This window comes from Lysobacter sp. K5869 (assembly GCF_018847975.1).
GTDB lineage: Bacteria > Pseudomonadota > Gammaproteobacteria > Xanthomonadales > Xanthomonadaceae > Lysobacter.
Genome location: NZ_CP072597.1, coordinates 5347323 through 5360178, shown reverse-complemented (window position 1 = coordinate 5360178; position 12856 = coordinate 5347323). Strand labels below are relative to the sequence as shown.

Below are 12856 nucleotides of genomic sequence, written 5' to 3'. Positions count from 1 at the left end.
CCAGCTCCTACGGTCGGGACGTCCGAATGGATAAGGCGAAGGCCCGCGATTGCGGGCCTTCGTCTTATTCTTCGCCGTCGGCCAGCGGCGCCGACCATTCGATTTCGTAGCGGTTCCACTGCCCCGGAAACAGCTCGCCCTCGACCGCGCGCCGCCGCAGCGCGCCGCGCCGGCGCGCCGACTGCGCGCTGTTGCGGTCGATGCCGCGATCGATCAGCGCTTCGAGCTCGGCGTAGCGCGGATCGAAATGGCCGTACTTGGGATGGTCCTCCGGCGTCAGCCGGCCGGCCTTGACCTCGGCCTCCCAGCGCTCCCAGATCGCCCAATGCGCTTGCGCCCAGGCGTAGGTTTCCGCGTCGATGGGCGTGAGCACGAACAGGTCGCGGTATTCCTCCTGGTTCGGATCGAACACGCAGGAGAAGTAGTGCGGCCGGCCCTCGCACTCGGCGATGCCGGTGCGCGGGCCGTCCCAGTAGTCCCAGGTCATGTGGATGGGTTCGTAGGCCATGGGGGTTCCGTCGGTCCGGGCGATGAGGCCGCTCTTGTCGAGCGCTGCCGCGAACGATACCAGCCGGCCGCGTCCGCGGCCGGCTGGCGCGATTCAAACGGGGGCGTTGCGCAAGTACCAGTACGCCGCCGCGCACACGCCGGCGAAGACCAGCCAGAACGCGACGCCAGCCCAACAGAACAGCGGATGCTGCGGCGGCTTCTTGCGCAGTTGCGGATACAGCAGCATCCAGCCAGTCCAATACAGCGGCCCGCGCAGCAGTTTTCCCAGCCCGACGAGGACGCCGTCGAACACCTGCCTGAGCAGAAATTCCGTTCCGATATCCAAAGCCACGTGCTGTTCCTTCAGTCGGTGCCTGGAGCGAGCTTAGAGCCGCGCGTGCGGACGCGGCTGAGCGCGGGCTGACCGTCGGCTCGCGTGGCGCCCCTCAATCCTGCGTCCACACCGCCAGTTCGTACCCATCCGGATCGGTGAAATGGAACCGCCGCCCGCCCGGAAATTCGTGCTCGGCCACGACCTGGCCGCCGGCCGCTTCGACCCGCTTGCGCGCGTCCGCCAGGTCGTCGGCGTAGATCACCACCAGCGCGCCGCCGGGCCTGGGCGCGGCGTGGGCGTTGAAGCCGCCCTTCATGCGGCCGTCGTCGAACTCGCAGTAATCGGGGCCGTAGTCGGTGAAGCGCCAGCCGAAGGCGGCGCCGTAGAAGGCCTTGGAGGCGGCGATGTCGGAAACGTTGAATTCGACGTAGTCGAGGCGGAGGTTGCGGTCGGGGTGGGGCATGGCGGGATCCGATGGAGGGCGAGGGTGCTTTTGTAGGTCAATCGCGGCGGTGGGTCTTGAACGAAACGGCCACCGGCGCGCCGAGTTGGCGCCGCACTTGGCTCGGCGTGAAGCCGCTGAAGGCGGCCACTTCGCGGCTCATGTGCGCCTGATCGGCGTAGCCCAGCGTCGCGGCGAGTTCGGCCAGCGGTTCGCCGCGGCGCGCGCGCAGCGCGTCCATGAAGCGGCCGAAGCGCAGGATCCGCGCCAGCGTGCGCGGGCCGTAGCCGAACGCGTCGAGGCTGCGGCGGCGCAGGCTGCGTTCGCTCAGGCCGGCGGCGCGGGCGAGACGGGCGAGATCGGATTCGCCGTCGCCGGCGCGTTGCAGGCGCGCGTACAAGGCGTCCAGGCGCGGATCGGGCGCGGGCGCGTCGGCGAGCAGGCGGGCGAGGCCGTCCTGCAGGATCGACAGCGCCGCTGCGTCGTCGCTCGCGTCGGCCGCGCGCGCGGCGAGGTCGCGGCCGGCGGCGCCGGCGAATTCGGCGAAGTCCACGCGCGCATCGCGCAGCGCGTGCATCGGCGCGCGCAGCAGCGCGCCCGCGGCGGCGGGACGGAACTGGAAGCCGACGACGCGCGCGCCCGGCGGCAGCGGCGCCAACGCGGGCGAGGTGTCGGGGCCGGCGACGAACAGCTGCGATCCGGTCCAGATCAGGTCGATGCGTGCGTCCGGAACGATCACCAGCGGGGCGTCGACGCGATCGCCGACGCGGCTGCGCCAGATCGCTTCGACATGCCCGCGCAGCGCGGGACGCGGCGCTAGCCGGCCGAAGCGCGCGACGGCGTCGGCGAGCACGCCGCCGCGGTCGTTGCGTTGGTCGCCGTCGGCGGGAGCCATGCGGATGCGCGGAAGCGGAGGAATGCGCGGATCATAAACGCCTGCCGCGGAAATTCCGTTGGAGCGGCGTGGACGAATGCTCCGATGAAGGATCCTGCGGAGGCTTGGGCTTCAACGGGTGGTTTCGGAGCGCTTCGGCTGAGAGGGGCGACGCGGTGAGGTCGTTACGGAGGCTTGGTCGTGGGAGAAAGCGCGCGACAGCAAAGCGAGACGGCAAAAGCAAAGCAGCAAAAAGCGGCAAAAGCGAAGCAGCAAAGGCGAAGCAGCAAAAAGCGAAGCAGCAAAAGCGAAGCAGCAAAAGCAAAGATAAGGCGAGAAACAGCGAGCGCGAACGACAACCGCTACGCGACCGGCGCGAAACGATGGGCGCCCACCGACGAGTGCGAAACGACGGGACGAAACAGCCAGCCCGCAAAAATCCGCGCCCTCACGCCCCACACAAAAAGCCGCCGGTCGCCCGGCGGCTTTTCGCGCGCAACCCGCCGCGCTTACTTCGACAATTCCAGCGCCAGCGAAGTCACCCAGCCCTTGTTGCCGAGCTCGTCCTCCACTTCCCACATCGCGCCCTGCTTGTTGCCGGTGGGGTAGAGCATCATGCCCGGGTCGAGCGGGCGCACCACCTTGCCGCTGCCGTTGGCGTTGGCGAACAGGCGCGCGGACTTGAGCACGGTGACCGCCTGCTGCGCGTTCGAGGCCGAGGCGTTGCCCGACAGGCCGCCGAGTTCGGCGACCAGATTGGTGTAGGCCTGCAAGTAAGCCATGGTGATGACCTGGCCGATCTCGGTGTTGGCGTAGCCCGACACGCCGGCGCCGCCCAGGCCGCTGCTGCCGAACAGCGAGCCGCTCGCGCCGAAGCCGATGTCGGTCTTCTTGGCGCTGCCCTCGGCCATCGCGACCTGCTCGGAGGAGCGCACGTCGGTGACGGTCAGCACCACGTCGGCGGTCTTCTTGTTGAAGTTGAGGTTGCCGGCGACGGCGCCGGCGCGGCCGCCGATCAGCCCGCCGATCAAGCCGCCCACGGCGTTGCCGCCGGCGTTGGAGTTCTTGGCGATCAGGTCCGGCACCAACACGTAGTCGGCGGCGCGGATCTGGCCCTTGCCGATGTTGGACTTGTTGCGCAGCTGGCCGCTGGAGGCCAGTTCGCGTTCGCGCATGGCCATGTCCATGCCGGCGCCGCGGTCGACCAGGGTGAAGCAGCGCGACTTCTGCACGAACACCTTGATCAGCTTGCTCGGCGCGGGCAGCTGCTGGCCGCTCCACCAGTTGGTGCCGTCTTCCGGCTCGATCACCGAGATCGCGCCGAGGCTCTTGGCGCAGGTCGGAATCTCGTTGGTCTTTTCCGCGCGCAACTCCTGCGCGCTCTTGCGCTGAGCCCAGCCCGGCGCGGCGGTCAGCGCCACGCCCAGGCCCAGCACGCAGGCCATGGCCTGGATTCCCCGATTAGCGGTCTTCATCGTTTCGTTCCTTAAAACTGCAGTCTGTTTTTTAGGCAGCATCCTGCCGCGGCCATTGCGGACGCGGCTCCCGACGGAGTGCGAGCGTCTTCCCCCGGCCACGCTGCGCAGGACAGCGGGAGGTCGGCCGGAGGGTCCCCAGACGCAGGCAGGCCGGGCGTTCCCCGGCCTGCGCGACGACTCACGTGCGCATAATAACGTGATCCATTGCATAAAAAGGACGCGCGTTCGGTGGCTGGGACGGGCGGTCGGCCCGCGCGGCCGGCGCAGCGGCTGCGACGCGGGCGGGGCATCCTGGGCGGGATTCCGACCGTGCCGAGGGCGTCCATGCTGCAAACCCTGGCGATCGCCAACTACCGCTCGCTGCACAAGCTCGAACTGGGGCTGGGCCGGCTCAACGTCGTCACCGGCGCCAACGGCAGCGGCAAATCCAATCTCTACCGCGCCCTGCGCCTGCTGGCCGAGACCGCGCAGGGCGGGGTAGTGCCGGCGCTGGCGCGCGAAGGCGGGCTGCCGTCGACCTTATGGGCCGGGCCGGAGCAGATCACAGCGCGGATGAAGCGCGGCGAAGTGCCGATCCAGGGCACCCAGCGGCAGGCGCCGGTGGCGCTGCGGCTGGGCTTCGCCGGCGAGGAATACGGCTACGCCATCGACCTGGGCCTGCCGCCGCCGCGCGAGGCCGAGTCGCTGTTCTCGCTCGACCCGCAGATCAAGCGCGAAGCGATCTGGGCCGGGCCGTTCCTGCGCAGTTCCAACCTGCTGGTGGACCGCCGCGCCGCGCTGGCGAAGGTACGCGAGGGCCGCGGTTGGCGCATCGCCGCCGAACACCTGAGCCCGTTCGAGAGCCTGTTCGCGCAGATCGCCGACCCGCGCGCGGCGCCGGAAGTGCTGCTGTTGCGCGAGACGATCCGCGGCTGGCGGTTCTACGATCATTTCCGCAGCGACGCGCAAGCGCCGGCGCGGCAGCCGCAACTGGGCACGCTGACGCCGGTGCTGAGCCACGACGGCCGCGACTTGGCCGCGGCGTGGCAGACCATCGTCGAAATCGGCGACGCGCCGGCGCTGGCGGCCGCGGTCGACGACGCGTTTCCCGGCGCGCGGGTGTCGGTGCGCGACGCCGGCGGCCGCTTCGTCCTCGAATTCGAGCAACCCGGCTTGCTGCGGCCGTTGAGCGCGGCCGAACTGTCCGACGGCACCTTGCGCTACCTGCTGTGGATCGCCGCCCTGCACACCCCGCGGCCGCCGCCGCTGATGGTGCTCAACGAACCCGAAACCAGCCTGCACCCGGACCTGCTGCCGGCGCTGGGTCGATTGATCGCGCGCGCCTCGCGGCGCAGCCAGGTGTGGGTGGTGTCGCACGCGACGCGGTTGGTGGCGGCGTTGGAAGAAGACGCGGGATGCAACGCGATTCGGCTGCACAAAGCGTTCGGCCAGACGGAAATCGAAGGGCAGGGGATGTTGGATGCGCCGGCGTGGTATTGGCCGGAGCGGTGAGGGGGTGTCGTAATCGCAAGGCGAGCGCGTGTAGGAGCTGCGTAAGCTGCGACCGCGACATCACACTTGCGGCGCGAGCCGCAACGCCGTCGTGGCTCGCGCCGCTCCTACAGGGCGAGTCCGAAGCCGCGACGTTGCGGGAAGTCCGACTGTAGGAGCTGCGCAAGCTGCGACCGCGACACCGCGCTTACGACGCAACCTGCTGCAACGCGGTCGCGGCTCGCGCCGCTCCTACAGGGCGAGCCCGAAGCCGCGACGTTGTTGGAAGCCCGGCTGTAGGAGCTGCGCAAGCTGCGACCGTGACACCGCGCTTACGACGCAACTTGCTGCAACGCGGTCGCGGCTCGCGCCGCTCCTACGGGGCGAGCCCGAAGCCGCGACGTTGCTGGAAGTCCGACTGTAGGAGCTGCGTAAGCTGCGACCGTGACACCGCGCTTACGACGCAACTTGCTACAACGTGGTCGCGGCTCGCGCCGCTCCTACAGGGCGAGCCCGAAGCTGCGATGTTGTTGGAAGTCCGACTGTAGGAGCTGCGTAAGCTGCGACCGCGACACCGCGCTTACGACGCAACCTGCGGCAACGCGGTCGCGGCTCGCGCCGCTCCTACAGGGCGAGTCCGAAGTCGCGACGTGGCTGGAAGTCCGACTGTAGGAGCTGCGCAAGCTGCGACCGCGACACCGCGCTTGCGACGCAATTCGCTGCAACGCGGTCGCGGCTCACGCCGCTCCTACAAAAACCAAGGAAACACCGCGCCTCACGCCGCCTCGGCCATCGGCCGGCTCAGATTCACCCCGACCATCCCCGGAATCCGCTCGACCAGCAAATCGATCGCCACGCGCGTGCGCAGCGGCAGGTAGTGGGTGTGCGGCCACACCGCGCTGATGCGGCTGCCGACGACGCGGTCGGCGTGCATCACCATCTGCAGTTCGCCGCTGCGCAGGTAGCGGCTCAGCAGCCAGCATGGCAGTTGCGCGAGGCCGGCGCCGGCGATGGCGGCGTCGGCGATGGCTTGCAGGTCGTCGAAGCGCAGGCGCGCGTTGACCGCCGGTTCGCGCACTTCGCCGTCGCCGTCGCGCAGGCGCCACGGCACGATCTGGCCGTGGCGGCCGTAGATCACCGCCTCGTGGCCGGCGAAGTCGTCGATCTCGCGCGGCAGCCCGCGCTTGGCCAGATACGCCGGCGCCGCGCAGATGCCCAGGTGTTCTTCGGTCAGCCGGCGCGCGGCCAAGGTCGCGCTGTCGCGCAGGCGGCCGACGCGGATGCCCAGGTCGTAGCCTTCCTCGACCAGATCGACCATGCGGTCGTTGAACGACAGATCGATCTCCAGCTTCGGATACAGCCGCGCCAGTTCCAGCACCACCGGCGTCACGCAGTGGCGGCCGAACATCACCGGCGCGCTGATCCGCAGCCGTCCGCTCGGCTCGCGCCGGCCGCTGTCGAGCGCGGCCTCGGCGGCGTCGAGTTCGGCCAGCGCTTTGACGCAGCGTTCGTAATAGGCCTGGCCGTCCTCGGTCAGGCTCTGGCGGCGGGTGCTGCGGTGGAACAGGCGCACGCCGAGCTGCTGTTCGAGCCGGGCGATGCGCTTGCCGATGGCCGAGCGGGTCACGCCGAGGCGGTCGGCGGCGACCGCGAAGCTGCCGGCCTCGGCCGACTGGACGAAGGCGACGATGCCGAGCAGGCGATCGTTGACGGCCATGGGATTGGTTCCTATCAGGCTACGGAGAGTGGAGGAAATCTAACCACTAAAGCGTGCAGGGCGACGATATCGTAGCGCCTCCCGGCCCTGGCGTCGCTCTCGGCGCCGGCCGCTCCCCCCTCCCCGCATCGGAGTATTTCATGAAGGCTTACCGCATCCGCGCCGCCGGCGGCATCGATTCGCTCACCCTGGCCGAGGAAGCCGCCGCGCCGCTGGGCGCCGGCCAGATCCGCCTGCGCGTGCGCGCCGTGTCGCTGAATTTCCGCGACCTGATGATCGCCGACGGCCGCTATCCGGCCGGCGGCGCGCGGCCGGTGATCCCGGGCTCCGATGCGGTCGCCGAAGTGATCGAACTCGGCGCCGGCGCGACCCGTTGGCGGCTCGGCGACCGCGTCGCCACCAGCTTCTTCCCGCACTGGCACGCCGGCGCGGCCGATCCGCGCAACACCCGCGAGCCGTTCGGCGCCGACGCCGACGGCGTGCTGGCGCAGGAGATCGTGGTGTCCGAAGACTCGGTGTTCGCGGTGCCCGCGCATCTCGACGACGCCCAGGCCGCGACCCTGACCTGCGCCGGCGTCACCGCCTGGAACGCGCTGTTCGTCGAAGCGCGCCTGCGCCCGGGCCAGAGCGTGCTGCTGCTCGGCACCGGCGGCGTGTCGATCTGGGGCCTGCAACTGGCCAAGGCGGCGGGGTTGCGCGCCATCGTCACCTCCTCCAGCGACGCCAAGCTCGAACGCGCGCGCGCGCTCGGCGCCGACGCGACGATCAACTACCGCACCCACCCGGAATGGCAGGACGAAGTGCTGCGCCTCACCGGCGGCGCCGGCGTCGATGCGGTGCTGGAAGTCGGCGGCAGCGGCACCTTGACCCGCTCGGTGCGCGCGGCGGCGATGAACGGCACCGTCGCCATCATCGGCGGCGTCAGCGGCTTCGGCGGCGACCTCGACGCCATCGCGCTGATCATGGGCGCCAAGCGTTTGTCGGGCATCTTCGTCGGCAGCCGCGCGATGGGCGAGGATCTGGCGCGCTTCGTCGAGGTCAATCGGATCGTGCCGGTGGTGGATCGCTCGTTCGCGTTCGAGCAGGCGCGCGAGGCGTATCGCTATCTGGAAAGCGGGTCGCACTTCGGCAAGGTGACGATTCAAGTCGCTGGGTGAGGGCGGGGCGTAGGCGGGTCGCGTCGTAGGCGATCTGTCGCGGTCGCAGCTTGCGCAGCTCCTACAGTCGGACTCCCGGCCGCGCAGTCGTCTGGGGTCGCCCCTGTAGGAGCGGCGCGAGCCGCGACCGCGCCAATGCAACCGCGACGAAACCCGAACCGCCCGCGTCCGGCCACGCGCAGGACGGCCGGGCAGGGGAGCATCCGTCGCGGGCGAGGTTTCCCGGTCGCGGCTCACGCCGCTCCTACACGGCGCAGCGGCGAAGGCGCTTGCGACCATCCGCCGATGCCGGACCCGCCCCGCGCATGCGATCTTTGCCGCATCGCCTCCGGGCCTGCCTGCCTCGCCGCCATGAACGATACCGCTGCTGTTCCCACGATCCGCCGCGCCCACGCCGGCGACGCCGATGCGCTCGCCCTGGCCGGCGCGGCGACCTTCCTCGACACCTTCGCCGGCATCCTCGCCGGCGCCGACATCGTCGCCCACTGCCGCAAGCAGCACGCGGCCGAACTCTACGCGCAGGCGCTCGCCGATCCCGCCTCGGCGCTATGGCTGGCCGAAACGCCGGTCGGCGCCGCGCCGGTCGGCTTCGCGATGCTGACCCGGCCGAATCTGCCGCTCGCCGATCTGCGCGCGGACGACCTGGAGCTCAAGCGCATCTACCTGCTCTCGCGCTTCCACGGCGGCGGCACCGGGCGGCGGCTGATGCAGCACGCCATCGACGAAGCCCGCGCCCGCGGCGCCGGCCGATTGTTGCTCGGCGTGTACGCCGGCAACGAGCGCGCGCTGGCGTTCTATGCGCGCTGCGGTTACGCCCAGGTCGGCGAGCGCGAGTTCCAGGTCGGCGGCAACACCTATCACGACGCGATCCTGGCGCTGGAGCTGGCGGCATGAGCGCGAGCGACCACCCTGCGGCCGCATCCGCGCCGACGGTCGATGCGCTGCGCGAAGAGGACGTCGATGCCGCGGTCGCCTTCGACGGCAGCTACTACGCCTTGAGCCGGCTGAAGCTGGAAATGCGCGACGGCATGCTGTGGTGCGACCTGGAATCCTTCGATACCGAGCAGATCGAGCAGGGGTACCGCAAGCTCTACGGCGACGATGCCGATGCCGACGGCCTGCGCGATTACCTGCAACGCGCGCGCGGCAACACCGCGCCCGACGCGGCCGCGTTCGTGGCCCGCATCGACGGGCGCGTGGTTGGCCGGCTGCTGATGTCGCGCACCTGGAACGGCTTCGCCTACATCGAGGACATCGCCATCGACCGCGACGTGCGCCGACGCGGCGCGGGTTCGGCGCTGATGCGGCAGGCGCTGGCCTGGGCGCGCGAGCACGGCTATCCCGGGATCATGCTGGAAACCCAGGACACCAACGTCCTGGCCTGCCGCCTGTACCTGCGTCACGGGTTCGTGCTCGGCGGCTGCGACCGTTTCCACTACGCCAACGAGGAAGAGCCGGAGTTGGCGCAGGAGACGGCACTTTTTTGGTATCACCGGTTCTAAGCGGCTGGCGCAGTTCCCACCGGATTCATGCGTTTGGCATGTTGTTCAAGCGCCGAATTAGCGTGCGATGAGCGTCGTCGGTTGCGCACGCGCGCACGAGCGATGAACATCGCATCCGTACCGTCGCGGCGATCACGACGAATTGACACCGGCATCGGCGCAATCGATCCCTCCAGGAGGCAGGCGCGAAACGCTCGCGCCGTCCGCGATTAGGGATGGATCGTGATGGCCGTGCTGATGATCGAGCATTGGATGGATTTCGCCGGCGTGGCCGTGCATCGCATCGACGCCGGCGCGCAGCGCGCCTACGCCTTCGTCAACCCGCGTCCGCGGGTGACCGCGCAGGGCGCGCCCGACGCCTACCATCCCGACGACACCGGCCGCGCGCATCTGCGCGACAGCGGCTGGCCCGGGCCGGAATGGCGCGAGCGTCTGGTCGCGGACCCGCACTGGCCGCAACGTCCCTTGCGCCAGAGCCAAGGCCGCTGCGCCGGCTATTTCGTCTCGACCACCGCGCTGAGCGACCCGCGGTTTCCGCGCGCCAGCGCCCACGCCTACCTCGATGCCGGCCGGGTGCCGTATCTGGCGATGCCCGACGCGTGGCTGCGCCACGACGGCGCCGGCGCGCCCGGCGATTTCGCGGTCGTGCGCGAGCGCGCCAGCGGGCGCCTGAGCCTGGGCCTGATCGGCGACGGCGGCCGCGGCCGCGCGATGGGCGAGGTGTCCGAGCGCATGGCCGGCGACCTCACCGGCCACCGCGCCGACGCGCGCAGCGGCCGCGGCGTACCGACCGGCCCGCTGTTGTACCTGGTGTTTCCCGGTTCGCGCCGGGAACCGGCGTGGCCGCTGCAGACCGCGGAGATCCGCGCGCGTTGCGAGCAGTTGCTGCGGCGGATCGGCGGCATGGCGCAGTTGGGGCGGCTGGCGGAATCGCTGGAGCGCATCGAAGACTGACCGCGCTACCCGGCCATCGGCTACGAACCCCGTCGAAGCCCCTGTAGGAGCTGCGCAAGCTGCGACCGCGACACCCCGCTTACGACGCAAACCCGCAGAACGATCGCGGCTCACGCCGCTCCTACCCGCGCCGAAACCTCAACGCGCCGCCGGCGTCTGCCGCCCCGCCTGATCCGCCAACGACAAATCCAACCGCACCAACCGCCCCAGCCGATCGCGCCGCTGCGCACGCACGTACCAATGCTCGCGCAAGCGCGGCAGTCGCAGCGGCGGGCGCAGCGGTTCGCCCCACAGGCTCAGCGCGTAATCGCGTTCGTGCAGCCACCACAGCAGGCGGTCGAATTCGGCCTGATCGTCGGGCAGCAGCAGGTCGGCGTCGGCGGGTTCGCGCACCCCCGGGTCGGCCAGCCAGCGCGGATAGCTACCGTACAGATCGAACGCAAAGCCGGCGTCGCGCAAGGCCTGCAAGGCGTCGCGGGTGCTGTCCAGGCAAACGCGCTCGCGCTGCTTCTGGAACACTAGGGCGTACTCGTGGCTGCGGTCGCTGCGCGCGTCGCCGGGCGCGAGCGGCCGCGCTTCGCGCCGGTAGCACAGCAAGCGCTCGTCGCGCGCCACGAACAACGCGCCGAGGACGCGCGCCAGATCCCAGGCCAGCGGCAGCAGGCGGCCGTCGAGGTTGAGGTTCTCGGCCATGACGATGCAGTAGCCGTCCTCGGGCAGCGCGTCGCGCACCGCGTGGAACAGATCGCGCAAGCGGCGCAGATAGGCTTCGTAGTCGCGTTCGAGATACAACTGGCCGGCCTGCGCATCGGCCTCGCCCGGCCAGCGGCAGCCGAAGTAGGGCACGTTGGTCAGGCACAGGTCGAACGGCGCCGGTGCGGGCGTCTCGGGCAGGGTGCCGGTCGCGATGGGCGCGTCGATGCCGTGGCGATGCAGCCGTTCGCGCGCCAACTGCGCGCGGGCCGGGTCGATCTCCAGGCCGCAAGCGTCGCGGCCTTCCAGCGCGGCCGCCAACAAAGTAGTGCCGAAGCCGCAGAACGGATCGAACACGCGCGCGCCGGGCGCGGCGTAGTGGCGCACGAACGGGCGCATCTGCGCGACCCAGCCGCAATCGCGGCCGCCGAACGGATCGCGCGCGCGCAAATCCTCGGGCAGGCGCAGTTCCGGCGGATCGGGTTCCAGCAGCAGCCAGCTGCGGCTATCCATCGGCGCGCTCCTGAGCGGGGTTCTCGACAGGCCACAGCACATCGCGATCCGGCTGCCAGCCGGCGCACAAGCGGCCGTTGCCGTGGAACACCAACTTATAGATATCGCCCGAGGCGTGGCGGCGGTGCATGGCGGCGTAATCGGAGGACTCGAACACCACGTCCACGCCGCTGCGTTCGTCGCGCAGGCGCAGGTTCCAGAAGTAATAGCCCTCGGTGATGCGCAGCGGCGTCAGCCGCGGCCACCACGCCGCGTCCATGCACGCGGCCAGCACGTGCTCGATGGGGACGCGCTCGGCGTCGACGTAGCGACGGGTGGCGTTGTCGCGGTAACCCGCGTCGAGGCGAGAGAACTCGCGGAAGATCACCGTGCCGGCGCCGTAGGTGCGGGCCCAGTCGAGGTACGCGGCGACGCCGTCGGCATCGTCGATGCCGCCGCGCTGCAGGATGCACACCTGACGCACCGGCAGCGACGCGGACAGCGCGCGCGCGACGCGCTCGAACGCGGCGCCCTCGGCGATGGGCTCGCCGTCGCGGAAGCGCATGATGCGATGATTGCGCGCCGTATCGAAATGATGCCGCGACAATTCCACCCACGACAAACCGAACCCGCGCAGCGCGGCGATCAATTCCTCGCCGCGGCCGCGAGCGAAGCCGGCGCCGTTGCTGTAGAGCACGCGGTCTTCGACCCGCACGCCGTCGCGCTCGGCCGCGCTCAATGTCTCCAGCAAGCGCAGGAACCAGTCCTCGTCGTCGCTGGATTCCAGCCCCGACAGCGACCACGACAGCGGCAATCCGCGCAGTTGCGCCAGCGCCGCGCTCAGCCGCTCGAAGTGATCGGGGCCGGGCCGCAAGGTCTGCGCCATCGCGCCGCCGCCGAGCGGGCGCAGGTTTTCCGAACAGAACAGACAGCGCGCCGAGCACGGCCGCGCGGCGGCGTAAGGGGTGAAGGTGACCGGTTGGGCGACGCGGTAGAAGCGTTCGCTGATGCGATGCTCGCGCCAACGCGCGGCGTCGTGTTCGCCCGGCGCGCGCCGCGCCAGTTGCGGCGTGGTCGCGCGCAGGCGTTGGAACAGGGAAGAGGCCGCGCTGAGCGGGAGCGTGCCCGGGTCGGCGGTCGCTAGCCCTTCGAGAAAGGCTGGCATGGGATTCGTCCTGTGAATCGATGGCGGGGCGCTTGCCCTCACCCTAACCCTCTCCCGCTAGCGGGAGAGGGGACGGTTTCGCGGTGGTG

13 protein-coding genes are annotated in these 12856 nt (G+C 70.4%); 5 read left to right on the top strand and 8 right to left on the bottom strand.

What is annotated here, in order from left to right:
• Window positions 1-64 precede the first annotated feature (64 nt).
• From J5226_RS22765 to J5226_RS22745, 5 genes are all read right to left on the bottom strand, one after another.
• Window positions 65-508 carry a hypothetical protein gene (locus J5226_RS22765; protein WP_215837211.1) on the bottom strand — a complete coding sequence of 148 codons (444 nt, stop codon included), beginning with the start codon at window positions 506-508 and terminating at the stop codon, window positions 65-67.
• 93 nt (window positions 509-601) lie between these two features.
• The gene (locus tag J5226_RS22760) at window positions 602-841 is read right to left on the bottom strand and encodes a hypothetical protein (RefSeq protein ID WP_215837210.1); all 240 of its coding nucleotides are present in this window, start codon (window positions 839-841) and stop codon (window positions 602-604) included.
• A 94-nt stretch (window positions 842-935) separates the two neighbouring features.
• Window positions 936-1286 carry a VOC family protein gene (locus J5226_RS22755; RefSeq protein ID WP_215837209.1) on the bottom strand — a complete coding sequence of 117 codons (351 nt, stop codon included), beginning with the start codon at window positions 1284-1286 and terminating at the stop codon, window positions 936-938.
• 37 nt (window positions 1287-1323) lie between these two features.
• Window positions 1324-2160, bottom strand: a complete 837-nt coding sequence (locus tag J5226_RS22750; RefSeq protein WP_215837208.1) for a helix-turn-helix domain-containing protein — start codon at window positions 2158-2160, stop codon at window positions 1324-1326.
• Between the two features lie 488 nt (window positions 2161-2648).
• Window positions 2649-3614: a CsgG/HfaB family protein gene (locus J5226_RS22745; protein WP_215837207.1), complete on the bottom strand. Its 966-nt coding sequence runs from the start codon at window positions 3612-3614 to the stop codon at window positions 2649-2651.
• A 327-nt stretch (window positions 3615-3941) separates the two neighbouring features.
• Between J5226_RS22745 and J5226_RS22740 the strand changes: the two genes are divergently transcribed.
• Window positions 3942-5108 (top strand): AAA family ATPase, encoded by a 1167-nt coding sequence (locus J5226_RS22740; RefSeq protein ID WP_215837206.1) that lies wholly within the window; start codon window positions 3942-3944, stop codon window positions 5106-5108.
• Between the two features lie 754 nt (window positions 5109-5862).
• Here the strand turns inward: J5226_RS22740 and J5226_RS22735 are convergent.
• On the bottom strand, window positions 5863-6804 hold the full coding sequence (locus J5226_RS22735) for a LysR family transcriptional regulator (protein ID WP_215837205.1): 942 nt from the start codon (window positions 6802-6804) through the stop codon (window positions 5863-5865).
• A gap of 140 nt (window positions 6805-6944) precedes the next feature.
• Here J5226_RS22735 and J5226_RS22730 point away from each other — a divergent pair, with 140 nt between their 5' ends.
• The 4 genes from J5226_RS22730 (at window position 6945) to J5226_RS22715 (ending at window position 10417) form a co-directional block, all read left to right on the top strand.
• Window positions 6945-7961 (top strand): NAD(P)-dependent alcohol dehydrogenase, encoded by a 1017-nt coding sequence (locus tag J5226_RS22730; RefSeq protein WP_215837204.1) that lies wholly within the window; start codon window positions 6945-6947, stop codon window positions 7959-7961.
• Window positions 7962-8312: 351 nt separating this feature from the next.
• Window positions 8313-8855 (top strand): GNAT family N-acetyltransferase, encoded by a 543-nt coding sequence (locus J5226_RS22725; protein ID WP_215837203.1) that lies wholly within the window; start codon window positions 8313-8315, stop codon window positions 8853-8855.
• Window positions 8852-9463 carry a GNAT family N-acetyltransferase gene (locus tag J5226_RS22720; protein ID WP_215837202.1) on the top strand — a complete coding sequence of 204 codons (612 nt, stop codon included), beginning with the start codon at window positions 8852-8854 and terminating at the stop codon, window positions 9461-9463. The genes J5226_RS22725 and J5226_RS22720 overlap by 4 nt, the downstream gene beginning before the upstream one ends.
• Before the next feature lie 225 nt (window positions 9464-9688).
• Window positions 9689-10417 carry a glycoside hydrolase family 75 protein gene (locus J5226_RS22715; RefSeq protein WP_215837201.1) on the top strand — a complete coding sequence of 243 codons (729 nt, stop codon included), beginning with the start codon at window positions 9689-9691 and terminating at the stop codon, window positions 10415-10417.
• A gap of 138 nt (window positions 10418-10555) precedes the next feature.
• Here J5226_RS22715 and J5226_RS22710 read toward each other — a convergent pair whose 3' ends face one another.
• Together J5226_RS22710 and J5226_RS22705 are read right to left on the bottom strand one after the other, a co-directional pair.
• Window positions 10556-11623 (bottom strand): DNA methyltransferase, encoded by a 1068-nt coding sequence (locus tag J5226_RS22710; protein ID WP_215837200.1) that lies wholly within the window; start codon window positions 11621-11623, stop codon window positions 10556-10558.
• On the bottom strand, window positions 11616-12767 hold the full coding sequence (locus J5226_RS22705) for a hypothetical protein (protein ID WP_215837199.1): 1152 nt from the start codon (window positions 12765-12767) through the stop codon (window positions 11616-11618). The genes J5226_RS22710 and J5226_RS22705 overlap by 8 nt, the downstream gene beginning before the upstream one ends.
• Window positions 12768-12856 lie beyond the last annotated feature (89 nt).

Excerpts from the sequence above, each read along its gene's own strand:
- J5226_RS22745 (WP_215837207.1), bottom strand. The coding sequence starts at position 3,614 with ATGAAGACCGCTAATCGGGGAATCCAGGCCATGGCCTGCGTGCTGGGC.
- J5226_RS22765 (WP_215837211.1), bottom strand. The coding sequence starts at position 508 with ATGGCCTACGAACCCATCCACATGACCTGGGACTACTGGGACGGCCCG.
- J5226_RS22715 (WP_215837201.1), top strand. The coding sequence starts at position 9,689 with ATGGCCGTGCTGATGATCGAGCATTGGATGGATTTCGCCGGCGTGGCC.
- J5226_RS22750 (WP_215837208.1), bottom strand. The coding sequence starts at position 2,160 with ATGGCTCCCGCCGACGGCGACCAACGCAACGACCGCGGCGGCGTGCTC.
- J5226_RS22730 (WP_215837204.1), top strand. The coding sequence starts at position 6,945 with ATGAAGGCTTACCGCATCCGCGCCGCCGGCGGCATCGATTCGCTCACC.
- J5226_RS22740 (WP_215837206.1), top strand. The coding sequence starts at position 3,942 with ATGCTGCAAACCCTGGCGATCGCCAACTACCGCTCGCTGCACAAGCTC.
- J5226_RS22705 (WP_215837199.1), bottom strand. The coding sequence starts at position 12,767 with ATGCCAGCCTTTCTCGAAGGGCTAGCGACCGCCGACCCGGGCACGCTC.
- J5226_RS22725 (WP_215837203.1), top strand. The coding sequence starts at position 8,313 with ATGAACGATACCGCTGCTGTTCCCACGATCCGCCGCGCCCACGCCGGC.
- J5226_RS22735 (WP_215837205.1), bottom strand. The coding sequence starts at position 6,804 with ATGGCCGTCAACGATCGCCTGCTCGGCATCGTCGCCTTCGTCCAGTCG.
- J5226_RS22720 (WP_215837202.1), top strand. The coding sequence starts at position 8,852 with ATGAGCGCGAGCGACCACCCTGCGGCCGCATCCGCGCCGACGGTCGAT.
- J5226_RS22710 (WP_215837200.1), bottom strand. The coding sequence starts at position 11,623 with ATGGATAGCCGCAGCTGGCTGCTGCTGGAACCCGATCCGCCGGAACTG.
- J5226_RS22755 (WP_215837209.1), bottom strand. The coding sequence starts at position 1,286 with ATGCCCCACCCCGACCGCAACCTCCGCCTCGACTACGTCGAATTCAAC.